The organism is Enterocloster aldenensis (assembly GCF_003434055.1).
Lineage (GTDB): Bacteria > Bacillota > Clostridia > Lachnospirales > Lachnospiraceae > Enterocloster > Enterocloster aldenensis.
The window spans coordinates 1,271,558-1,294,586 of record NZ_QVEX01000001.1 but is presented as its reverse complement, the minus strand read 5'-3'; the positions used below and the strand labels follow the sequence as shown (position 1 = coordinate 1,294,586).

At 48.8% G+C, this 23,029-nt stretch carries 21 protein-coding genes and 1 pseudogene; 13 read left to right on the top strand and 9 right to left on the bottom strand.

Annotated elements, in window-relative coordinates; all coding sequences use genetic code 11:
* Nucleotides 1-54 precede the first annotated feature (54 nt).
* Genes DWX59_RS06065 through DWX59_RS06055 form a run of 3 tightly spaced genes read left to right on the top strand, consistent with a single transcriptional unit; the run spans nucleotide 55 to nucleotide 2,932 of the window.
* Complete coding sequence (locus DWX59_RS06065) at nucleotides 55-1,107, top strand: TRAP transporter substrate-binding protein (RefSeq protein ID WP_117557304.1); 1,053 nt, start codon at nucleotides 55-57, stop codon at nucleotides 1,105-1,107.
* A gap of 55 nt (nucleotides 1,108-1,162) precedes the next feature.
* Complete coding sequence (locus DWX59_RS06060) at nucleotides 1,163-1,642, top strand: TRAP transporter small permease (protein ID WP_117557003.1); 480 nt, start codon at nucleotides 1,163-1,165, stop codon at nucleotides 1,640-1,642.
* Nucleotides 1,643-1,645: 3 nt separating this feature from the next.
* Complete coding sequence (locus DWX59_RS06055; protein ID WP_117557001.1) at nucleotides 1,646-2,932, top strand: TRAP transporter large permease; 1,287 nt, start codon at nucleotides 1,646-1,648, stop codon at nucleotides 2,930-2,932.
* A gap of 89 nt (nucleotides 2,933-3,021) precedes the next feature.
* Here DWX59_RS06055 and DWX59_RS06050 read toward each other — a convergent pair whose 3' ends face one another.
* From DWX59_RS06050 to DWX59_RS06035, 4 genes are all read right to left on the bottom strand, one after another.
* Nucleotides 3,022-4,056: a threonine aldolase family protein gene (locus DWX59_RS06050; protein ID WP_117556999.1), complete on the bottom strand. Its 1,035-nt coding sequence runs from the start codon at nucleotides 4,054-4,056 to the stop codon at nucleotides 3,022-3,024.
* A gap of 18 nt (nucleotides 4,057-4,074) precedes the next feature.
* Nucleotides 4,075-4,785: an aspartate/glutamate racemase family protein gene (locus tag DWX59_RS06045; protein ID WP_117556997.1), complete on the bottom strand. Its 711-nt coding sequence runs from the start codon at nucleotides 4,783-4,785 to the stop codon at nucleotides 4,075-4,077.
* 2 nt (nucleotides 4,786-4,787) lie between these two features.
* Nucleotides 4,788-6,197, bottom strand: coding sequence for a Na+/H+ antiporter NhaC family protein (locus tag DWX59_RS06040; protein WP_117556995.1), 1,410 nt, complete (start codon nucleotides 6,195-6,197; stop codon nucleotides 4,788-4,790).
* Nucleotides 6,198-6,508: 311 nt separating this feature from the next.
* Nucleotides 6,509-7,750 carry an aminotransferase class V-fold PLP-dependent enzyme gene (locus DWX59_RS06035; RefSeq protein WP_117556993.1) on the bottom strand — a complete coding sequence of 414 codons (1,242 nt, stop codon included), beginning with the start codon at nucleotides 7,748-7,750 and terminating at the stop codon, nucleotides 6,509-6,511.
* A 317-nt stretch (nucleotides 7,751-8,067) separates the two neighbouring features.
* Here DWX59_RS06035 and DWX59_RS06030 point away from each other — a divergent pair, with 317 nt between their 5' ends.
* Nucleotides 8,068-8,727, top strand: coding sequence for a Crp/Fnr family transcriptional regulator (locus DWX59_RS06030; protein ID WP_207660399.1), 660 nt, complete (start codon nucleotides 8,068-8,070; stop codon nucleotides 8,725-8,727).
* 136 nt (nucleotides 8,728-8,863) lie between these two features.
* Here the strand turns inward: DWX59_RS06030 and DWX59_RS06025 are convergent, their stop codons facing one another.
* A complete protein-coding gene (locus tag DWX59_RS06025) occupies nucleotides 8,864-9,991 on the bottom strand; it encodes an amidohydrolase family protein (RefSeq protein WP_227115791.1) in 1,128 nt (375 codons plus the stop codon).
* 45 nt (nucleotides 9,992-10,036) lie between these two features.
* Nucleotides 10,037-11,350, bottom strand: coding sequence for a GntP family permease (locus DWX59_RS06020; protein WP_117556987.1), 1,314 nt, complete (start codon nucleotides 11,348-11,350; stop codon nucleotides 10,037-10,039).
* Nucleotides 11,351-11,492: 142 nt separating this feature from the next.
* On the opposite strand from DWX59_RS06020, the gene DWX59_RS06015 reads away from it, so the two are divergent.
* From DWX59_RS06015 to DWX59_RS05975, 9 genes are all read left to right on the top strand, one after another.
* Entirely contained in the window at nucleotides 11,493-12,431 is a 939-nt protein-coding gene (locus tag DWX59_RS06015; RefSeq protein ID WP_117556985.1) for a LysR family transcriptional regulator, read from the top strand.
* A 383-nt stretch (nucleotides 12,432-12,814) separates the two neighbouring features.
* Entirely contained in the window at nucleotides 12,815-14,092 is a 1,278-nt protein-coding gene (locus DWX59_RS06010) for a PTS sugar transporter subunit IIC (RefSeq protein WP_117556984.1), read from the top strand.
* Nucleotides 14,093-14,119: 27 nt separating this feature from the next.
* A complete protein-coding gene (locus DWX59_RS06005; protein WP_117556982.1) occupies nucleotides 14,120-14,455 on the top strand; it encodes a PTS sugar transporter subunit IIB in 336 nt (111 codons plus the stop codon).
* 18 nt (nucleotides 14,456-14,473) lie between these two features.
* A complete protein-coding gene (locus DWX59_RS06000) occupies nucleotides 14,474-14,809 on the top strand; it encodes a PTS sugar transporter subunit IIA (protein WP_165642334.1) in 336 nt (111 codons plus the stop codon).
* A complete protein-coding gene (locus DWX59_RS05995) occupies nucleotides 14,806-15,822 on the top strand; it encodes an SIS domain-containing protein (protein WP_117556978.1) in 1,017 nt (338 codons plus the stop codon). Before DWX59_RS06000 ends, DWX59_RS05995 begins: the two co-directional genes overlap by 4 nt.
* Before the next feature lie 16 nt (nucleotides 15,823-15,838).
* A complete protein-coding gene (locus DWX59_RS05990; RefSeq protein WP_117556976.1) occupies nucleotides 15,839-16,570 on the top strand; it encodes an amidohydrolase family protein in 732 nt (243 codons plus the stop codon).
* Nucleotides 16,571-17,290 (top strand): amidohydrolase family protein, encoded by a 720-nt coding sequence (locus tag DWX59_RS05985; RefSeq protein WP_117556974.1) that lies wholly within the window; start codon nucleotides 16,571-16,573, stop codon nucleotides 17,288-17,290.
* 13 nt (nucleotides 17,291-17,303) lie between these two features.
* Entirely contained in the window at nucleotides 17,304-18,380 is a 1,077-nt protein-coding gene (locus DWX59_RS05980) for an SIS domain-containing protein (protein ID WP_235844921.1), read from the top strand.
* 61 nt (nucleotides 18,381-18,441) lie between these two features.
* Nucleotides 18,442-19,209, top strand: a complete 768-nt coding sequence (locus tag DWX59_RS05975) for a DeoR/GlpR family DNA-binding transcription regulator (protein WP_117556970.1) — start codon at nucleotides 18,442-18,444, stop codon at nucleotides 19,207-19,209.
* A gap of 292 nt (nucleotides 19,210-19,501) precedes the next feature.
* Here the strand turns inward: DWX59_RS05975 and rhuM are convergent.
* From rhuM to DWX59_RS05960, 3 genes and pseudogenes are all read right to left on the bottom strand, one after another.
* A pseudogene (gene rhuM / locus DWX59_RS30320) lies at nucleotides 19,502-19,621 on the bottom strand (RhuM family protein); the annotation flags it as partial.
* 232 nt (nucleotides 19,622-19,853) lie between these two features.
* A complete protein-coding gene (locus DWX59_RS05965) occupies nucleotides 19,854-21,185 on the bottom strand; it encodes a 6-phospho-alpha-glucosidase (RefSeq protein ID WP_117556966.1) in 1,332 nt (443 codons plus the stop codon).
* A gap of 158 nt (nucleotides 21,186-21,343) precedes the next feature.
* Nucleotides 21,344-22,948 (bottom strand): PTS transporter subunit EIIC, encoded by a 1,605-nt coding sequence (locus tag DWX59_RS05960; RefSeq protein WP_117556964.1) that lies wholly within the window; start codon nucleotides 22,946-22,948, stop codon nucleotides 21,344-21,346.
* Nucleotides 22,949-23,029 lie beyond the last annotated feature (81 nt).

Sequence of the window (23,029 nt, the reverse complement as noted above, 5' to 3'; positions counted from 1 at the left end):
AAGCGGAAACCGCATCCGTTATGTAATCACGCATGGAGAAGGGAAGGTATGGATATGAAAAGGAAATTAGCATTACTGCTGGCAGCGGCCATGATGGTCATGGCATTTACTGGCTGCTCGTCCTCACCGGCATCAGAGGATGGAAAGCCAAAGCCTGAATTGAATATCATTGTTGCCCACAACCAGACTTCGATGGAGAACCCCTACACAAAGGCTGCAATCCGGTTTAAAGAAGCGCTGGAGGAGGTGTCGGGGGGAAGGGCCACCGCAACCCTCCACCATGGCACGTTAGGTGAAAATGAATCCGAGCTGGTGGAAAAGCTGGAAATGGGAGCCGTCCATCTGACCGTGGCATCCCCTGGTTTCATGACGCTTCTGGGGGTTAAGGAAATCGACATGTTCTCCCTTCTTTACCTGTTTGACAGCTTTGACCACTGGGAGGCATGTGTGGACGGCCGGTTCGGCCAGGATATGAACCGTCTTCTGGCAGAGAAGACCGATGACCGTTTCCGTATCATGGGCTATTGGACCAGCTCGGTCAGGGATTACTATGGAAAGAAGGCAGTCACGGCCCCAGGCGACTTAAAGGGCATGACCATCCGTACCCAGAGCACGCCCGTTGTCCAGGAATTCTTTAAAAGCTGCGGCGCCATCCCCACCTCTGTTGCCTGGGGCGAGCTTTACCAGGCCTTAAGCCAGGGCGTGGTGGATTCCGCTGAAAACGATTATACCAGTTTCCGCTTAAAAGAACACCACAAGACAGAGAACGGCAGATACATAAGCGAGACCCATCATGACTATACAACCAGGCTTTTCCTTACCACGGGCCAGTTCTACAATGCGCTGACCGAGGAGCAGAGGGGGTGGTTTGACGAGGCCTGCCGCATTGCCACTGAGGAAAACCGCCGGGTCACCTATGACATGTTTGAGGAATCCAAGAAAAAGGTCATGGAGGATGGGGCGCAGGTCACTGATTTCGCGGACGTGGATATTGATGCGTTTAAGGCAATCGCCATCCCTATCCAGGACAGGTTTGCTGCTGAAAACCATATGGAGGATTATCTGGCAATGATCCGGGATGAAGGAGAACGGCTTCAGGACAGGTAGCAAAGGCTGGCTGGAATGTTTTGAATAAAGGCCATGACAAGGAGGGTTAAGAACCATGAGTAAGATGTTGGGTTATCTGCAGAAGGTGCAGATTGCAGCAGGAGGGGTATTTTTGAGTATATTCCTTATGAGTGTAGTGATTCAGATGGGATGCCGTTATGCAGGCATAGCGGCTATCTGGACAGAGGACGTTTCCATGTATGCGTTTATATGGGCGGCCTTTATGGGGGCAGGTGCCATGGTTTATGAGAAGAGGCATTTCGCATTTACGTCTGTCAGCGACATGATGAAGAATGACAGGGTAAAGAGGGTGATTTCCCTGGGGATTGCAGCTGTGATGCTGACATTTGCAGTATTGATGTTCTGGTACGGCTGTAAGATCACAAAGCAGTTCTGGAATTACCGCTGGGTCAGCATACCGGATTTTAAGAGAGGTCCCACATGGCTGTGCATCCCTGTGTGCGGCGCCACATCCGCCCTTTATCTGGCTGGGCAGATTGTGGATGATGTGAAATCATTGATAGGAGGAAAATAAATCATGCAGATATTACTGGTGGTCATATTCATAGCATTTGTGGTGCTGGGAGTACCGATTTCCTTTGCACTTGGATTTGTTTCCTTTGCCGGGATTGCCGCGCTTCCAATCATTCCCAACAGTGTTGTGTTTACGAAAATGTTTAACGGCCTTAACAGCTTTACCCTGCTTGCGGTCCCTCTTTTCATCCTGGCCGCCAACCTGATGAATGAAGGCGCCATTTCAGACCGGCTCATTGACGTATGCTCTGCCTGCGTGGGCCATGTGCGGGGCGGACTGGCCCATGCCAACATCCTTGTGTCCATGATTTTTGCGGGCATATCCGGCTCCTCACAGGCAGATACGGCCGGCGTGGGAAAAATCCTGATTCCGGCCATGGAAAAGCAGGGATATGACAAGCAGACCGCGGTAGGCGTGACAGCGGCCTCCTCCACCCTGGGCTCCATCATACCGCCCAGTATCACCATGGTGGTATTTGCAGGCATTGCCAATGTGGGGACAGGCGCCCTGTTCATGACCGGGCTGATTCCCGGGATCATGCTGGGGCTTGCCATGATGGGGGTGGTTATGTTTTATTCCAAGAAAAAGAATTTCCCTAAGGGTGAGCGCATCCCAACAGGAGAAATCCTGGGCCAGGTATGGAGTTCCCTTCCCGCCCTGATGACGCCTGTAATCCTGATCGGAGGTATCGTGACCGGCTGGTTCACCCCCACGGAGTCCGCGGCAGTGGCCTGTGTCTACGCGCTGATAATCGGCATTTTCTTCTACAAGACAATTAAGATCAGGCGGATTCCGGCCATCCTGGTTGAGACCATGAAGCTGTCCTCCCTGTCCCTGTTTGCCCTGGCAACAGCCAATGCATTGGGAGAACTGCTGAGCTATTATCAGCTGAATGCAGCTGTACAGGGTTTTTTTGTGGGAATGCCCGGAGGAAAGCTGTTATTCCTTGTGGTGGTTGTGCTGTTCTTCATGTTTGTAGGAACTTTTATGGACGCGGTACCGGCCATGATCCTGTTTGTGCCGATTATCCTGCCGTCTGCAGCAGCCCTTGGGATCAGCCCCATCATCCTTGGATTGATTGTGGTGGTTACCCTGGCCCTTGGGCTGGTGACGCCGCCTTACGGCCTGTGCCTGCTTTTGGCGGGTTCCATCAGCGGGATCAGCATCGAGGATTCATTTAAGGGAGTTCTTCCTTACTTCTTATCTTCGCTGGCAGTACTGGTGCTGATGATGGTGTTCTCGGATGTGTTCCTGGCAATACCGACGGCGCTGTTCCCCAATCTTTTCTAAGGAAATAAAACAATAACTGCCGGTTAAGCAATCTGCTTTAAAAAAATAGCAGATCCGTTAACCGGCAGTTACATTTTATAGTATCACATTCATAAGGTATGGATATACTCCCTGATTAACTGAACCACCTGGTCCAGTGAACGCCGCGGCGTATCATGGCTTGTGACAAAGCGGTATTCATCTGCAAGTATCCCGTAGACCTTCGCGCCTTTTTTATCCATGAAATCCACGAATCCAGGGGAAGTGAATCCTTTTATATCTGTTTTCCAGAATACCATGTTAATCTGTATCCTGTCCATGTCCGCGTAGATGCCGGGTATTTCATTTAGACGTCCACCCAGATATTTTGCGTTATCATGGTCTTCCTTAAGCCGTTCCACCATGTCCTCAAGGGCCACAACCCCGCAGGCAGCTATGACTCCGGCCTGGCGCATCCCGCCGCCCAGGGCTTTCCTGTTTGCCCGCGCCTTTTCTATGAATTCTTTTGTCCCGCACAGCAGTGAGCCAACAGGGGCGCACAGGCCTTTTGAGATACAGAACATGACGGAATCCGCACAGGCGGCAATTTCAGCGGCATCGACCCCAAGGGCCAGGGCAGCGTTGAAAATCCTGGCGCCGTCCAGATGGACCGGGATATGGTTGTCATGGGCTGTGCCGCAGGTGCGGCGGAGCAGGTCCATGGGAACAACGGTCCCGTTGCAGAGTGCATTTTCCACACATACCAATCCTGTTGCAGGGAAATGCGCATCGTGTTCCGGACGTTTTAAGCGTATGACATCTTCTGCTGTCACGGTCCCGTCGTCACGGTCTGTCAGCGCGTACCCCACGCCGGACAGCCTGGCGGGCGAGCCGCATTCATAATGTATGATGTGGCAGTTCCTGTTGGAAATGATTTCCTGCCCGGGCGTGGTATGCGTCATGACTGCAAGCTGGTTGCCCATTGTGCCGGATACCACAAACAGCGCGGCTTCCTTGCCCATCCTCCGGGCAGCCATTGCTTCCAGCTGGTTGACGGTTGGGTCATCGCCATATACATCATCCCCCACAATGGCATCCTTCATGGCCTGCCGCATGGCCATGGTGGGCTGTGTTACCGTATCGCTCCTTAAATCAATCCAATACATGGTTCCTCCGTTTCTGGTTCAGTACCTGGGTGGATGGACGCCGTATTCCAACAGGTTGGCGGCGGAGATGGTATCAAATACCGGAAGCTCCAGTTCTTCTGCAAGTGCGGATGAATAGGTGGCCAGGTTGCTGCATTCAAATATGACTGCCCGCAGCCCCGGTGTTTTTTCCCGCAGCTTTTTCCCGGCCTCCAGCACATCCTTAAGCATTGCCTCCCTGTTTAGGTGCAGGCCGCCTTCAATGACGATTTCACGGAAATGCTTCTGGTCCTCCATTCCCTGTATGGAGATATCCATGTCCTCATCCCATCCTGAATGTTTCAGATGCTGTCTGCCTAGTAGTTTGGAGTGGCCGGTAATGATGCCGATGGTTCCATGGCGCCCGATCAGCTGCCATACTGTTGGTATCAGGCAGAGGGAGGAGCCGGCAAACAGCACGCCCAGCTCTTTTCCAAGACAATCCTGATAAAGTGACATCATGCCGCAGTCTCCTATGATGGCCCGGATTCCCAGCCGGGTCAGGTTCTGTCCTGCTTTAAGTATAGCATCCTTTATCCCGGCAGAACCGGTAATCAAATCAGCAAAACCGCCTTCTACAATTTCATACCGCACCTGGTATGGAAAGGATTCGCCGTGTCCTGCGTCCCCCGGAATCCTTGGGGTCTTTGTGGAAAATACAAGGATCCCGACTTTCTGGCCGTAAAAGGCCTGACCTGTCTCAAGCTTCATCCTCAATCCCCCTTAACCGCCCTTTTCTTTACCGGGCCATGGGTACGTCCCCAGCCGGTCAGGATGGAAAACAGCATGACGGCGCCCAGCGCCCAGCCGTGGAAGGAAAACAGGACCATGTAGTTTACTGAGAAATTAACAGGCGCACCTGAACCATTGGCGAACATAAAGGTAAGGAGGGGTGCAAAACTATATGGAATCAGGCACATGGACACACAGGACACCGCATCCAGGATGTTGGCGCTGCGATCAGGGGAGATGTTATGGGTTTCCACCAGCAGTTTCTTGGCAATGGGGCCTTCCATGACGATAACCACGCTGTTTGCCACTGTCAGCAGGCAGAGGATGATATCAATCAGTGCAATTACAAGTTCAGAGGAGCGGTCATCTTTTGTATATTTGGAAAGGGCGTTGATCATCCACTCAAAGAAACCGCCTTTGTCTAAAAGATTGATAAGTCCCATCAGCAGCATGGCGAATACCGCAATATCAATAAGGCTCTGGATTCCTTCCACCAGGATTCCGCTGACCACGAATTCATTCATATCAACAACTAACAGCCTGGACAGAGGAAGCAGTCCTGTGACAAGGCCGAGGATGATTCCAAAGGAACCGGCTGTCATAAGGGCAACAATCAGATGGACGTTGCGGTACATTAAAACAATCAGCAGGGCCGGCACCAGCAGCATGATAAGCCCGTTTGGCGCAATGTCGCCGATAAAGGATAAATCAGGCTCGCCGGAACTTCCGATCCCTCCAAAGATGACAAACAGGACCATGGCAATGGCCGCTGCGGTCAGGGCGTATTTTAACCTGGAACGGACCACGTCCGAAACATCGATTCCCTGGGTGTAGGCTGAAGCAATGGTGGTATCGGATACAGGGGCGATGTTATCGCCAAAGTAAGCCGCACTGACAATGGCAGCTGCCATGACCGGGGGATTGGCGCCCAGGGCAACGCCCACCGGATATAAGATGGGAGCCAGCGCAATCACCGTTCCCAGGGCCGTGCCGGTTGCAGTGGAAAGCAGGCTTCCGCATATAAAGGTTATTAACGGGAAGAACCTTCCCTTAAGGCCTGCATTGATGCTTAACCAGATCAGACCCTGGATCAGCCCTGTCTCTTTCATGAGCTGTGCCACGATACCTGCCAGGAACCATGCCATCAACATGATGGAGACCATTTCTGAGGACATTCCCTGTATCAGGGTTTCGGCGCACTGGGTTGCATTTTTAGACATGAGAAGCGCTGTCAGGACCGCGGCCAGTGTAGGCGCCCAGAACGCCATGGGCATGGCCTTTCCTGAAATAGACAGCAGTATGATGCCTATGAATAATACAATAAATGGAGACACTAAACCAAACATTCCACCCCGAAACTGTATTTTATCTTCATTTGTCTTCGTAAACATAACTTACCCCCTTCTGGTAATCTCATTGCTGAGTATTACAACACTAAGTTCCCCAAAACTGAAAGACAGAAAAACAAAATTCAATAAAATAATTTCATGGGCTGCAACCATTAGGATTATTATAGCAAACACACGGATGATTTTCTGTAAACTAACTTACAAAATCGGGCGATGTTTGTAAGTTGGGAGCAGAATAAAAACAGGGACGGGACAGCCTGAGCTGTCCGTCCCTGCCTGGGGTACGCGTATGTGACTCTGTTTCATTGACCGTATCTGTTTTTATTTACCAGATCCGGTATTCATTTATCCGTTTACTTTTTATAATCTGGTTCCCGTCCGATTTCAGCAATCAGTTCCTTCATTCCTGAAATCATGTTATCAATATCCTCTTTGTTGTTGAAATACTGGCAGGAAATGCGGAAACCGCCGATATAGTCGGTGAAACGCTGTGCAATGAAGATTTTCTTCCCATGGAGTTTCTTTAATATCATGCGGTCCACATCCAGGTCGTCATACAGCCTTGCAATCACGATTCCGCCAAAATGCCCGGGGTCCCTGTGGGTGATGAGGGTGCCTCCGATTTCCTCAATACGGTCCATGCAGTAGGTGCTGATCTCGCGTATGCGCGCTTCTATGTTCTCAATCCCGATTTCATTGACAAGCCCCAGGGACTCGCCAAGTGCAATGGCGCCCGTATAGTTGGATGTCCCGCCTATTTCAAACTTGCGGGCCGTCTGGTCAAAGGTCCAGTTGTTGACGGACGGCGCGCTGGGATTCTCCCAGTAAGCGCCCCAGCCGCCTTCCGGGACCGTTGTATTCAGATATCCTGCGTAGCTCTGTTTTAATTTTGGCAGGGTCTCTTTGTTGACATAGAGCACGCCGGTCCCATACGGTGAGTTCAGCCATTTATGGCCTCCTGCCGTGAGGATATCAATGTGGCATGCCTTTGTATCGATTCTGGTAACGCCCAGCTGCTGCACTGCATCCACAACCAGCATGATGCCCTTTTCTTTGCAGAAATCCCCGATATCTTTTAAATCCATCTGCCATCCGTTACACCATTCCAGGGTGGAGATGACAATGATTTTCGTGTGTTCATCTGCAAGGGCGGCAAAATCCTTTGCCGTGAAGCGGCTGTCCGGGGTCTTGCATACGCGGATCTCAAATCCCTTTTCTTCCCTCATCACACACCATGGAAGCGCTACCTGGATAAATTCCAGATTCGTTGTAATGATATTGTCACCTTTAGCCAGATCAATTCCCTGGGCGGCAATATTGAGACCATGGGACGTGCTCTCCACCAGTGCGATTTCCTCTTCATCTGCGTTTAACAGCCTGCATGCCTCCACATAGGCCTTGTGCCGCAGGGAATCCATGGCAATATGATGTGCACTGGAATTGGCCTCATCCTGGCGGGCGGTCATATCCGCAAACGCCTTCACGGCCCTGACCGTCCTCTGCGGCGCAAAGCTTACGCAGGCAGCGTCTAAAAACGTCATGGTTTCCAGGACCGGCCATTCCTCTTTACGTATCTGTTCCCAATTAACACCCATGTTACAATCCTCCTGATTTGTTTAATATGATTTGTTTTGCTGTAGAACAGCGTAATCTGCCATCGGTTGCAGCCCATGCAGATTTTTGACTCACCTCCTGCTTTGTGTTCTGAACTTTGTTTTTGTAGTTCCAATCTTAGCCCTTTTTTTAGACAAATTCTATAAAGCGCTTTACAAATTTCCGCTTTAATTTGATTTTATGTCCTGTTCATAGTATAATTTGATTTAAATTTGAATTTTTTAGACACTTAACCATCAACGAAAGGAGAAACGATATGCAGAAGACCTGGGCTGAAGAAACATCCCCTTGGATTAATATGAATATTTCATGCTGGAATGCCCTGATTAAGGGCCGCAAACCTGTCATGTTCCGTAAAAAGGCTTTTTTATTCCATCAGGGCGATCCGGCGGAAGCCGTATACATTGTCCTTTCAGGCCGGATCCGTATCACCTCTTATCAGATTGATGGGGAAGAAAAGCAGTTTTATATTGCAGAAAAAGGATGTCTCATAGGCGAGGCATCCTGCATCCTGGGACATCCCCACAGCACCTCGGCGGTGGCGATTGTGGATACGGAGGTTTATTGTATCCCTCACGTGGAACTGGAGGCGGCGATGAAAGCTGACTGGGAGCTGACCCGGACCGTGATGGGGATGATGTGCCGTAAAAACAGCATTTCATTTAACCAGGTCCTGGAACTGAGCTTTACCCAGTCCGTCCAGAGGGTTGCGCAGCTGGTTGTCCATCTGTGTAATCAGTACGGCGTAAAGGAGGAAACGGGGGCTGTCCGCATCGACATACGTTTTACGCACCAGGATGTGTCCAGCATGATTAATACCAGCAGGGTCACGGTCAGCAATGTATTCTCCCTGTTTGCAGATGAGGGAATCCTGGAAAAGGTCAACGGGCTGTTTGTGGTGACGGATTTTGGTAAACTGGAAAGCCTGGCAAGCGGGGAAGAGGTGCTGGCTTTGTGAGGCAGCCGGGATTTTTCAGAAGGAAGATGCGGCGCTGCTCCAGGCCCCGTTATAGGAATATCTGTCAGTTAAAAAGGAGGGCAGGGGTATCTGTATCCCGTCCTCCTTTTTAGATATATCACATAGCACTAGAAAGTCATAAGAAGAAATCCGCCTGGCAGAAATTGATTTCCCCTGCGCACATTGTCAGCTGCGGTACCAGCAGGGCATTGCTTACCAGTTCTTCATCCTTGAAATCCTTCTGGATAAAAGAAAGCTGTTTTTCTTTCAAAATAACAATATCTGCATCAGCTCCCGGCTGCAGCGTACCGATTTTGCCTTCCATTCCCATGATTTTTGCAGGCGCGGCGGTTACGGTATTCAGCACATCCATGAGATTCATGCCCATGGTCATATACTTTGCCATGACAGATGGAAGGTTTTTGGTATAGGGAGGGATGTTGAATTTATCAATGGTCAGGTCCGTGCTGATGATATCAGGCAGGAATCCTGCCTTCAGGGCCTGTTTGGCTGTTGCAGCCCCAAAATTTCCACGGCCATTGGCCGCGTCAAAAATCACCCCCCGTTTCCGTGCTTCCAGTATGCCGGGCCAAATCTGCCCATTTTCCATGATAATGGTATTGCCGGCCCCCTGGAAGCAGTGGCAGAAGATATCCCCTGGTCTCAGGCAGTCTGCCAGTTCGCTGGCAGGAATGGGGGAATTGGTGGTATGTACGCATACCCTGAGGGATGTCCCGAGCCTTTCATCCAGTTCATCAGCCAGTTCTATGACACGTTTCAGATAATCCAGCGCCTTGTCATCCGGCACAACGCCTTTGGAGAGACGGATTTTAAGCCCCAGGATGTTGTCCCTGTATTTGTCAATCACCCGCTCCATCCTGGCAAGGTTGATGAGTTCCGGGTTAAAATCCTCACAGAGCTTAAAATCCAGCTGCCCTCCGGAATATGTGGTCAGAAAACCCTTAATCCTTACTGTGGATTGGGCGATTACGGATTTATAAAATGACTCGTACGTAACCGTACCCGCAGTACCTGCGTCCACGGCAGCAGTTGTTCCCTGGGATATCATGAAATCCGGTCTTATGGCGGAACCGCTTCCCTCATGGAATATGTGGGTATGGAAATCAATCAGTCCCGGCGCAACGATACAGCCGTCGGCATGGATGATATGTCCGCATTCCACATATTCCCCTTCCGGGTCCGCGATTCTGGTATTACGGACCACAATATCCTTAATCTCATCTGCGCCTGTATACGGATCCATGACCCGCCCGCCGCGAATTATAAAATCAGCTCTCATATTATACCTCTAAATGATTCCCATAGTGCCGATGATGCAGGCCAGTATGGCGCAGCAGAACGGCATGATTGCACAGGTGATGAACACATGCTTATATGTATCCCTCTGGGAAGTTTTTGCAATCTGGTTACAGACCACCATACCGGAGGCATGGGGCATGGCGTCAAAGCCTGAGGATGCAATGCACACCACCCGGTGCAGCATGGCCGTGTTCAGCCCGGTGGAGGCCAGGTATCCCCCCATGCTGGATAGGAAGATGTTTAATCCGCCTGCCGATGAACCGGTGATGGCGGCAATCACATTAATGGAAATAAGGGCGGTTGCCAGAGGCCCTATGTTCATGTTGACCAGGGCATCCGTAACAATCCCATAAGCCGGAGATGCAGAAACCACGCTGCCAAAACCCATGATGGAGGACGTTGCAATCAGCGCTCCCAGTCCGCCTGCCGCCCCGTCATTGACAGCAGACCGGATGTCCAGTTTATCCCGGAACAAAATACATCCAATCAGAATGGCCAGGGTCATGGCGCAGGCCACGGCATAGGTGGAAGGCATGGCGGTCAGCTTCTGGAACCCGAACATGGCTGCAAGAAGCACTGCAATGGGAACGTAACACTGCCATATTTGGGGTGTTTTTCCCATTTCCACTGACTGCAGATCCATGATGTCTTCCCCGGGACTTGCCGCGAAGTGCTCTCCGTTTGCCCTGGCGGCCTTAATCTGCCAGTTCAGATACAGGTAGGCCCCAAGGAACATCAGAACGGAACAGATAATACCAATCCTGGCTCCTGCGTAAGCCGTTGTGTTAAAATAAGTAGTGGGCAGCAGATTCTGGGTGGAAGGAGAACCGGGAAGCATGGCCATGCATACGGTTACAGGACATACCATGATGGTTGCCACAATCAGTTTCTTTGGAATATCCGCTTTTTGGAACAGGGCAACTGCAATGGGATAAACCGAAAACGCAATGATGAATGTACCGATACCGCCATAGGATAATACCAGGCCGGTAATCATGACCACCAACACAACGGACTTTTCACCCAAGAGCTTTAAGAGGCTGTTGGCGATGCCGACGGATGCGCCGCTCTCCCCCATTATTTTACCAAAGATTGAGCCAAGCATAAACAATAAAAACCAACTGCCTGCAAAACCGCTCATACCTGTCATGAAATTATCTGTTATGGCTGAGACAGGATCCATACCATTAAATGCAATTACAATGAGTGCGCCGATTAAAGATACGATGGCCATATGCCAGTTTTTCCAAATCAGGAAAATAACAGCCACCACAGCACAGATTAACCCCACAATACCTACCATAATATACTCCTTTTTGTTTTATTTGTACATTTTCATGAATTTGTACTGACTTTTAAGTGCAATTTTATTATAATGGCAATATAGTAAGAAGTGAACTTAAGAATAATGATATCGGTTATAAGTAAAAATACGAGGAGGATTTATGGAATTAAGGCAGTTGGAATACATTGTAGCCATTGCTGACCAAGGAAACATAACCAAAGCAGCCGAATCCCTTTTCATCACGCAGTCCGGTCTGAACCAGCAGCTGATTAAATTGGAGCAGGAACTGGGGATTCAGCTGTTTTACAGGGATAAGCACCATCTGCAGATGACTGCGGCTGGAAAAGTGTATGTGGAGAATGCAAGGGAAATCATGAACATTAAAAAGAATACCTATAATATCCTTTCAGATATGAAGAATAATACGGTGGGGGAAATCACCCTGGGGCTGACCCTTGAACACGGTATTGATCTCTTTACGTTTGTGTTCCCTAAATTTAACCGGCGTTTTCCAGGCATTAACTTCCACCTGCAGGAAAGGTATGTGGCACAGCAGCACAGTCTTATCGGAGCCGGACATTTGGATTTTGGCCTGGTCATGCTAGGTGAGCAGGATAAGGTAAACCTGGAATACATTCCATTGTATGAGGAAGACATGTTGTTGGGCATACCGTTGGGGCATCCGTATGCGGGTTTGGGAGCGGCTCCTGACAGCCCCCTGCCTTTTATTGACTTAAAACGGTTCAGTAATGATACATTCGCGTTGATGTTTCCCAATTCCACCATGCGCGGTATCATAGACCCTGCATTTAAGGCCGCCGGGTTTAAGCCGAAAATCTTAATAGAAACAGGTATGAACCATGCCCTGATTAAACTGGCCACCACCGGCCTGTGCTGCACCATACTTCCCCATTCAAGGGCGCTGTGCAGCCCTGACAGGAGTGGGCTGGCCTGGTTCAGGCTTTCACCTTCCCTTAGCTGGACCACCTATATCGCTTACCGCAAAAATACCCATTTAAGCGAAGCATCCCGCTATTTTATCCAGCTTGCCCGGGAGTATGGGGAGGAGCTGGCACAGGAGATGAGGAAAGGGCTATAAGCTGGACTTATGGAGATGGGCGTTATTATGTCTGCCATACTGGATGGCGGGAAGGGCGTGAATAGTGGAGGGCATCGGAAGAGACATTCATGACCAGTCATAAGATAGGGGATTGTGGCTATAAAGATTAATAGTTGTGGTTTGTGATATAACAAACCATGGCTATTTTTTTTATGAAAAGAATCAGGCCACAGTATGGATGACTGGTGTTCCAGGTAATATTCAAGGTTTGAAACGAACTTAAACGAACAAATAAAAAGAAAGGTGGGTAGGAAGAATCCGAAAGATGGTATTAAGGAATCACGGGTAAAGAAGAATGTAGTAGTTACAGCACAAGACGCAAGGCTGACAGCGTTAAGTGCACCTTGAGAGGAGGAAAAGAGATGGCAGAAAGAAAGGTGAGCAGGTTTGAAAGAAATATGGAAAACTTTGGCACATGGGTTGAAAAATATGTGGCGCCGCCTCTTGTAAAGTTTGGAAATCAAAGACATATGGCGGCAATCAGGACTGCATATATCAGGATCATTCCATTTATAATTGTGGGTTCGGTGCCGCTGATTCTCACGAACCTGCCAATCCCTTCGCTGGCAAATTTATTCGCGCCTTATGCGGATAAGCTGAATGTACTGTATTCCATGACATTTAATTTTATTGGATTATGGCTTGCAATCAGTCTTGGCGCTGAGATGGCGAAGATGTATGGCCTGGATCAGAACATAGGAAGTATTGTCACGGTGGCATGTTCCCTGATTGTGGTATCACCCATCGACTTATCGGGGAATACCCTGGACTGTACCGGTCTTTCAGTCAAAGGGATGTTTTCTATTATTATCGTGAGCGTAATTGCAGCGGAATTCATGAAGTTCGCCCATGATAAGAACCTGACAATCCGTATGCCAAAAGGGGTGCCGGCTAATATCGCCACAAGTTTTGGCGCCTTGATACCGATGTCAATCCTTGCTACTTTTTTCTGGGCTGTACGTGTGATAATTGGATTCGATTTAACGCAGTTCCTGAATATCATCATCAGCCCGCTCCTGGTTCTTCAGGATACATGGTTTGGTGTATTGGTGTGTGTACTGCTGCTTCAGCTTTTGTGGTTTGTAGGAATACATGGCGGCTCATTTACCGTGTGGGGAGTATGCTATCCGCTTTTAATAACCAATATTGCTGAAAATACAGCGGCATCCATCCTTGGACAGCCGTTGCCCCATGTGTTTACAGAGCCTTTTGTATATACCTGGATTATGATTGGCGGTGTAGGAAGCACCCTCCCATTATGCCTGATATGGTGGAAATCCAAATCAGCCACCTTGCGGGAGGTAGCCCATCTGGCACTTCCCTGCGGGATTTTTAATATTAATGAACCAATTATTTTTGGGGCGCCAATTGCATTTAACCCCATTATGTTCGTACCGTTCATGCTGTCTGGGATTGTTGGATCCATGTTTGCATATTTCCTCACGAGAGCCAGTATAATCACTGCTGCCTATGTTCCGACACCGTGGACAACGCCGCTTCTGATTAATCCATACCTGTCATCTGGAGGGGATGTCCGCTGTGTGATTGCCCAAGTGGCATTGTTGGTCATACTGTTCATCATTTATTACCCATTTGCAAAGATATGGGAAGCAAGGATGATTGAAGAAGAAAAAGCGTAAGTAATAGATTGGAAGGAGTCTGGTGATATGGAAGGAAAGATAAAGATAATGGTCCTGTGTGCATCAGGTATGTCAAGCGGTCTGGTGGTAGACAGCATAATTGAACATGCCCCTGAATATGGGGTGGAGGTGGATGTCCACTGTTCGCCAAGCCTGCGTTACAGGGAACTGGATTATAATGGGTTGGATATTATCCTGATTGCCCCGCAGGTAAAAAGTTCTACCGGGGATATCATGGAATACATAAAGGGACTGGGACTGGATATCCCCTACATGAATATACAGATGAGGGAATACGGGCTGGTAAAAGGCGGCGCAATTCTGAAACAGGCGCTGGAAGTACTGGAGCAAAATAAAAAGTAACAGAGGAGGTTGATGCAGATGGCGCTTACAATGGATGAAGTGACAGCCAATTGTATGGAAATGATTGGCTATACAGGGGAGGGGAGATCCCTGGTGTATGAAGCGGCAGGGCTGATGGTAGAGGAGGATTATCAGGCGGCTATGGGTAAAATAGAGGAGGCAGAGGCTAACCTGTCTAAGGCGCATGAAATACAGTTCCTGAAACTGATGAGTGTGCAGGCCAGGGGAGATGAGATACCCTGCAGTATGCTGCTGCTTCACGCCATGGATATACTCATGACCAGTACTGCGGAAAAGGACATGGTTAAGGCAATTGTCAAAGCAAAAATAAAAAAGGCAGGAGGCAGGACATGAATGGTTTTATGGAAGAGGTCTGTACCCAGGGAATCCTATTAAAACGGTATTTAAAGGAGTACTGGCCTGTGGACCGGGAGATTGTGGGCAGGATAGCCGCATGTTATAAGGAGAAAGCCATGAACCGTGTGATCCTTACCGGTATGGGAAGTTCGCTGTATGCAGCCCGCTGTGTGCAGGGCTATCTGACTGGACACGGAATTCCAGCCTTGGTATTTAGTTCATTTGAACTTTCACGGTTCCAGTTCAATCAGATTGACAGCAGGTGCCTTGTCATTGCCATATCACAGTCTGGTAAAAGCCAGGAGGTAGTTGAACTGGCAGACAAGGCCAGGAAGGTTACGGTTGTGGTTGGTATCCATAATTATGAGGAAAGCCCTTTGGAGGCCGTATGTGATTTCATGCTTCAGATTCATGGGGATAAGGAATTCTCTGTGACGAATAAGACATATGAGCTGACTATGTTGATTTTAAACCTGATTGCCCATCGCCTTACAGGAGGTCTGGATGGGAACTTTATGCAGGAATGTTGGTGTGCAGCGGATTGGACATGCACATGGCTGGAGCATTGGGAGGAAAACAGCAGGCCGATGTTTGAATTTGCCGAAGGTGTGCTTCTATATGATTTATTGGCTAATGGCTCCTCTCTGGCAACGGCAGGGCAATTGTCACTGGCCTACAGGGAGGGACTGCATAACTGCACGGCTGTATGGGAGTGCGCGGACTATGCCCATGGACAGTACCACAGTTCAAAGCTAGGCAGACAATATCTGGCGCAGATGTTTTTTCCTGCATTTGAGGATGGGACCAAGGAAATGAAGATGAAGGATTATATATTGGAGCATGGAGGCAGGGTAATGCTTTATACCTGTTCTGCTATCAGGCCCCAGGAAAATATGTTTGTGGTACGGCTGCCGCAGGTACGCCCATCCCTTATGCCTCTGATTGAAAGTATTGCGGCAGAAACGTTTCTTGGAATGTTATACGGTCCTGATTGGATAAAGGACCATTGATGATGAGGAGGATTGTATGATTATTGACGTTTCCAATACATTAGGGCGCCATCGGTTTAAGCCGGAAATCAAAGCAGGGGATTTGTTAAAGGAGATGGATAGGAACCATATTGATATAGCTGTCATCCATAGCTATGCAGAAAGCATGGATAACAGGTCTGTATTTCAGGCTGTGGCAAATCATCCCCAACGTTTTATCGGGCTTTATACAGTAAATCCATGGTATGAGGACAGTCCGGCACAATTCGAGAAGGCATTGGCAGAAGATGGGTTTAAAGGGCTTTACATGGATCCTGTCCGCCATGGGTATATGCTTTGCGAAAGGGAGGTATTTTATCCACTGCTGGATCTGTGCAGGAAATATCAGGTTCCGGTATGGTGTTATGGCGCCGCGGAGGTATTTTCCAATCCTGTGTTTTTTGAGAAAATAGCTGAGGACTATCCGGATGTCAATATTATTATGGGACGCATGGGGCTGCAGTATGATAATGCCAGCGCGGTGGCGGTAGGAAAACGGCATAAAAATGTATATCTTGAGACATCCTCCAGTATGGATTTTAATACGTTACGGGCCATGAAGACAGCAGGGATAGATCAGGTGTTACTGGGGACAGGGACACCGGATGCAGGTTACTATGAACTGGAATTGGTTAAGGTGAGGAAGGCTGCGGCAAATTTCCCTGAAGGCGAGGAAAAAGTCCTCTGGAAAAACGCGGCCAGGATATTCGGGCTTGAGGAGGGATGTTAGATGATTATTGATATGCTTGCGCACATTGGTGTGAAAAAAGGAGAGGATTACCATGTGGAATCCCTGATTGAAATCATGAATCAGTCCGGTGTGGATAAATGCATGATATGTTCCCAACTGGAGACCGTCAACAACGAATACATATATGAGTCCGTGCAGAAATTCCCGGAGAGGACATTTGGGTTTGCAGTGGTAAATCCTTGGGATATTAACGGTGAAGAACAGCTGGAGAAATGTTTCCGGGATTATCATTTTTATGGACTTAAAATGAACGCAATCCGGTTCGGATATTCTGCAGACCGCCATAGCCTCCTATCCCCATATTTTGAACTGTGCAGGGCATATGGAAAATGTGTTGTGGTCCACGGACAGTCGGATATGTTCTCCATACCGGATAAGTGGGCACAGATGGCCAGGAGTTTTCCGGATGTACCGGTGGTATTATATCATATGGGGGTTCCGCTGATGTATGAAAGGGCCATGGAGCTGGCAAAAGAGATCCCCAACTTTTATCTCAGTACGGCAGGCGCATATGTTCCTGTCATACAGATGGCATATGAGAAGGTTGGTCCGGAGAAAATACTCTTTTCATCAGACGCTCCATTCTGTGACCAGAAACAGGAAATGGACAAAATCCGCTATGTAACAAAGAATGAAGGACATCTGGAACTGATGCTGGGGAAAAATTCAGCCAGGATTATGAATATGGATGGTAAATAGGGCGAGGTGGCATATGAAAGGAACAAGTGTCATGTGGAACTATATCATGGAGGAACAGGAAGTGCTGGGGCGGATGCTGTGCGATAAAGCGCTGTTTGAGACCGCTTCAGATGTCCCGGAATTGGAATCTGTCTATATTGTGGCCCATGGCAGTTCCTACAATGCATCGGTCGTAATGGCGGATTTCCTCTCACGTTATATGAGCGTCCGGGTATATGGGTACACACCTGCAAATTTTATGCATAACTGTAGTTCCATAAAATGTGAAAATCAGGAACGGTGTATGGTTGTGGCAATCAGCCAGACAGGAACCAGCAGAGGTCTTCTGGAGGCAGCGGGGCTGGCAAAGGATATGGGATTTGCAGTGCTTGGCATTACACAGGTAAAGGACTCCCCCTTAAGCCATCTGGCAGACCGCTGCCTTTACCTGGAATGTGGAAGTGAAGAAAGTAATGCAAAAACAAAAGGCTACAGCAGCACCCTTCTGGCATTAATGTTATTTGGTTTAAAATATGGTTTTTCCCATGGAAAGCTGGAACTGAGGATTTATCAGGCCGTGCTGCAGGAACTGGAACAATGTATCAACCGGCTGGATGCCGCTATGGATCAGGTAGTAAACTGGTGTAAAAAAGGCGGCTTTACAAGCCGGTTGGAAAACCTGTACGTATTAGGGGCAGGGATGAATTATGGTACTGCTATGGAAGGACAGCTGAAGTTAATGGAAACCATGTGTATTCCCTCCATGTTTAATGATATCGAGGAGTTTTCCCATGGTATGCACCGTTCCATCAATGAAACATCCAGCGTAATCCTGATTAACACGGATAGCTTGTATACAGAACTAATGTCGTCTACATTTTCCTATCTTATGAAAATAACAGACAGGGTCTTGATGCTCTATGCGGGAAATGGCTGTATCTGTGGGGATAAGGTGCTGAAACTGGATTACTATCCTCTCACCCAGTCAGTCCTGGTGTTTACCATGGCCTTACAGGTCCTGTCAGTTTTTATTCCTGAAGCCGTGGGATATGACCCTAACCGTGAGGCAAATGACGATTATACACAGTATGTACACACCAGGGTTTCATAAAGAAAGCGGTTGATTAGGGCTTTGGCATATGGTATATTGATGGCAGAGGGGAGGATTCTGGATGATACAGAAGAGACGCCTGGATACAATTATGGGCATATTAAAAGATGAAGGCATGGTGGATGTAAAGACATTGAGCCAGAGGCTTGAGGTCACGGAAAAGACAGTCAGGCTGGATCTTAAAGAGCTGGAAAACCAGAATCTTGTGGAACGTGTTCATGGGGGAGCTGTTCTTAAAATCCAGACAATGTCACTGAGCAGCAGGAAATCCTCCCGAAGGTTATCCCATCTGGAGCAGAAGCAGAGAATCGCCAGAAGGGCCCTGACGCTTATCAGGGAAGATGATGTGATTCTTTTGGATGATGGAAGCACCACCCAGGAACTGGCAAATCTTCTGGGGGATTTCAGGGTTACGGTCCTGACCAATGACCTGCTTATAGTAAATGAACTTATGTATAAGCCGAATGTCACACTTTACATTATAGGGGGGCTGGTGCGCCGTGACAGCGATTCTTATATTGTTACAGGTGAGGATGCAATCCAGTTCCTGAAAAAATACAGGGTAAGTAAGTTGTTTTTGGGAACCAGTACCGTTGATACAAAGGAAGGCCTGATGATTTTTAATTATGGCGATAATTTTACCAAGAGAGCGTTCATTGATGCCGCTGACCAGGTTATATGCCTGGCAGACTCCTCTAAATTTGAAAGGACAGCCTTTACAAAGGTGGCGCGGCTGGATGATGTGGATACTTTTGTTACTGACAGCGGGCTGGACCAGGATGTGATTGACCGGTATGAAGGATTGGGTAAGAAGCTTATTGTTGTATAGATGATACGGATGGGGCGTTTCCCATGGTTAAGGTATGAAACCGCAGCTCATGCTTACCTTACCTGTGGCGATACAGCCCACATGGCTGATAACAGGAAACGGCGGTATGCTCCCCGTTAAGGGGGAGTGTATCGTTATTTCTTGTGGGGGTATCAAAAGGGGACAGCGCCATCCAGCAATTCCAATGCCGGTTATAACGTTTTATCACAGACAATACTTGTTGGGTATCCAAATCGTTTTGCGCACGCTTCATAATTCGTATCACCTTGTTTGGCTGGTTAATATGAGTAGTGTTCACTGCATATCCTTTAATTATGTAATCCTTTAATACCGAATCTGCCCATTTTCTAAAAGCAATGCCACGTTTTGACTTCACACGATATCCAACAGAAATGATAACATCCAGATTATATAATTTTGCCGGTCTATGATTTAATTCCGCACTTCCGGGCATGATTTGCCCCGAAGTACTTTCAACGCAGGGTGCCGCACTGAGAACCAGATAACTCAGGTGTGACACCCCTTTCTATGGTTTTGGGACTGAAAGTGAGATTGCAGTCCTCCGTATCCTTGATCTCATCCAAGGGGGCCATAAACCATCCTCTGAGGATTATAAAATCGGTTTCAAACAGAAATCCCCACGTTTATTTCAGTTCCGGCCAATACTCCTTATTGGCCTCTATCATCTCATCCAGGATCTGCTTTGCAACGGCGGCAGAAGGAATGGTCTTATTCAGGGTAAATGCCATCAGCGCCTTTTCGTAGGAGCCTTCCACGGCAGCTTCCACAATCAGCTTTTCGCAGGCTTCCTGCTGTTCTATCATGCCCTTGAAGAAGGTGGGGATTTCGCCCACGCGGGTGGGTTCCGGGCCTTCGCTGGTGATGTAGCAGGGGATTTCCACCATGGCGTCATCCGGAAGGTTCCTGATGGCTCCGTTGTTCATGACCATGACAAGGTGGCGTTTCCTAAGGTTGAATGCAAGGCTCATGGCAACTTCCACAATGAATTCGCCGTGTACACCGGTGAAGAAGGGGGCCATATCAATTTCTCCGGTTTCCATGTATGTGTCCACGGCCTGGAAAATCCGTTTTTCCCTGCCTTCCATGACCTCATTGGCCCTGGTATGGTTCTTGTCGGAATCCTTTACAATCTGGTCTCCCAGCAGATAGTACTGCATATAGGTGTTGGGCAGATAGTCCGGGAACATGCGCAGCAGGTTCTTGGCATTGTCGAATGTGTGCTTCCAGGATGCATCGTTGTGCCGGACCTCGCTTCTTTCGTCCGGAGGCATATAGCCGTGTTCCTTTACGTATGCCTTTAATTCCTCGGTGCGGTCCACATCCCCCACACGGATTTTAGTAAACCAGCCAAAATGGTTAAGTCCAAAGTAATCAGGAACAATATCATGGCGGTCACAGTCAAGGATGTTAGCCATGTTCCTCATGATGGCAACCGGCATATCGCAGATGTTCAGGATACGGGCATTGGGGCGCAGCCTGTGCATTGCCTTTGCCACAATGGCGGCTGGGTTGGAGTAGTTGACAATCCAGTAATTTCTGCTGGCATACTGCTCACAGTAATCAATGATATCCACCATGGGGTAAATGGTGCGCAGTCCATAGGCAAGCCCGCCCGGACCGCAGGTTTCCTGGCCAACCACATCGTATTTTAACGGGATTTTCTCATCCAGTTCCCTCATGTGGTACAGCCCTACGCGCATCTGGGCAAAGATGAAGTCCGCGTCCTCAAATGCTTCCTTTGGATCCGTTGTCAGGACCAGCTTAAGGTCCGGGTCAAACATTTCAATTACTTTCTGTACCAGGACGCCCACCTTGTCCTGGCGTTCCTTCAGGTTATCATACAGTCTCAGCTCAGAGAGCTTAAATGAATCCTTTTTGTCCAGCAGGCTTTTGACAATGCCCGGGGTATAGGTGCTGCCGCCGCCTACAATGACTAGTTTAAATGTTTTGTTCATGGTGTTTCCTCCTGATTTTTGAGATATGTTTCTGACGCCGCATGTATTTTCCTTATATGTTCCTGCGGCTAATCCATTTTTCCATACATGTTCCTGCAGCTAACCCATTTTTCCCATACATGTTCCTGCTGCCAAACCATTTCTTCTGCTTTAAATTGCTACATCTGTTCCAACGCGTCATCCACCATGGTGCGCATCTTGTTTACACTGAGCCCGTATACCACCTGGACCGCATTGCCTTTTTTCATGATTCCGGCAGCGCCCGTGGCCTTAAGGGTAGGCTCATCAATGAGCTGGATGTCCTTTACCTCCACCCGCAGTCTGGAGAAGCAGTTTTCAAGGGACAGTATATTGTCTTTGCCGCCCAGTGCATTGACAATGATGCGGCCTGCTGCAAGGGGGTCTGCCGGGTCAGGGGAGCCTGAGGCACTGCCTGACTGTTTTGCTTTCAGTTCCTTCTTGACCACTGAGGCATTGGCGTTCAGGTCAATGGCCTGTTCGGAGTCATCATCTTCACGTCCGGGTGTTTTCAGGTTCAGCTTTTCAATCATGAACTTAAATACCACGAACATGACCAGGATTTCCACAAGGCCGATGACAATGTACATGGGCCACATGGTCCTCCCCGGGCCTGCCGGGAGGTTCAGCACCAGGAAGTCCAGGATGCCGTTGGTGGCGCAGACGCGGACCCCCACAATGTAGGTAACCATCTGGAAGAATCCGTCCAGGATGGAGTACACAAGCCAAAGCACGGGAGCAGCGAAAATGAAGGTGAACTCCAGCGGTTCCGTGATGCCGGCAATGACAGCGGTCAGGGTGGATGGGATAAGCTGCGCTTTTAAGTTGGCTTTTTTCACCTTTTTGGCAGTCACATAGAATGCCAGGGCCACGCCGATCACGCCAAAGGTCTTAACCAGGCCATAGGTCAGGAAACGGCAGGTGTCAGGCATCATGGCGCCGGACTGGTCACTTAAAAGCGCCAGGAAAATGGGTTTTGCGCCGATGACATTTTCATTGTTGATAATGGACTGGCCGCCCACCGCTGAATACAGGAACGGGGACCAGATTAAATGATGGAGGCCGGTAGGAATCAGGAAGCGGTTAAGGAAACCGTATACAAAGACTCCCAGGGCGCCTGCGGTACTCATGAACCCGGTAAGGGCGGAAATTCCGTTTGCAACCGTTGGCCATACATAGGTCACGCCAATGCTTAGGACTGCGGTTACCGGAATCATCAGGATGAAGACCAGCTTGCTGTTGCCGTAAGGGGCAAATCCGCCTTTGAATTCCGTGTCGCAGTGTCTGTTATGTACCCAGGCAGTGAGTACGCCGATGATCATTCCCAGGAACACGCCCATATCCGTCACATGGAAGCCCAGCTGGATGGTCTGGCCGGTACCGTAAAGGTCGCCTGCTGTTGCGCCTTCCACCAGTTTACCGGACAGCTCCAGCCATCTGCTGTTGGCGCCTAAGAACAGGATGTAGCACATCAGGGCAACGAAGGCAGCGTCTGCTTTCTTTTTTTTGGACATGCCCATTGCAATACCTACGCAGAACAGGATGCTTAAGTTTCCCATGATGGGATTCAGCATTCCATTGAAAAATTTACCGGCTGTCCATATGAAGCCGCCGTCTGTGACGATTGCCGTGTTGGTGGCGATTGCGGTTAATGCAATCAGCATTCCCACTACAGGGAGAAACAGGACCGGTCCGATCATGGCTTTGGAGAAGTTCTGCATCCCGCCCACTACTTTGTCTTTCATTAATTTATCCTCCTCAAAACATTGTGTGTTTTCCTGGTAATTACCTTGTGGACATAATTTATCATAACTGCACAGAAAAGG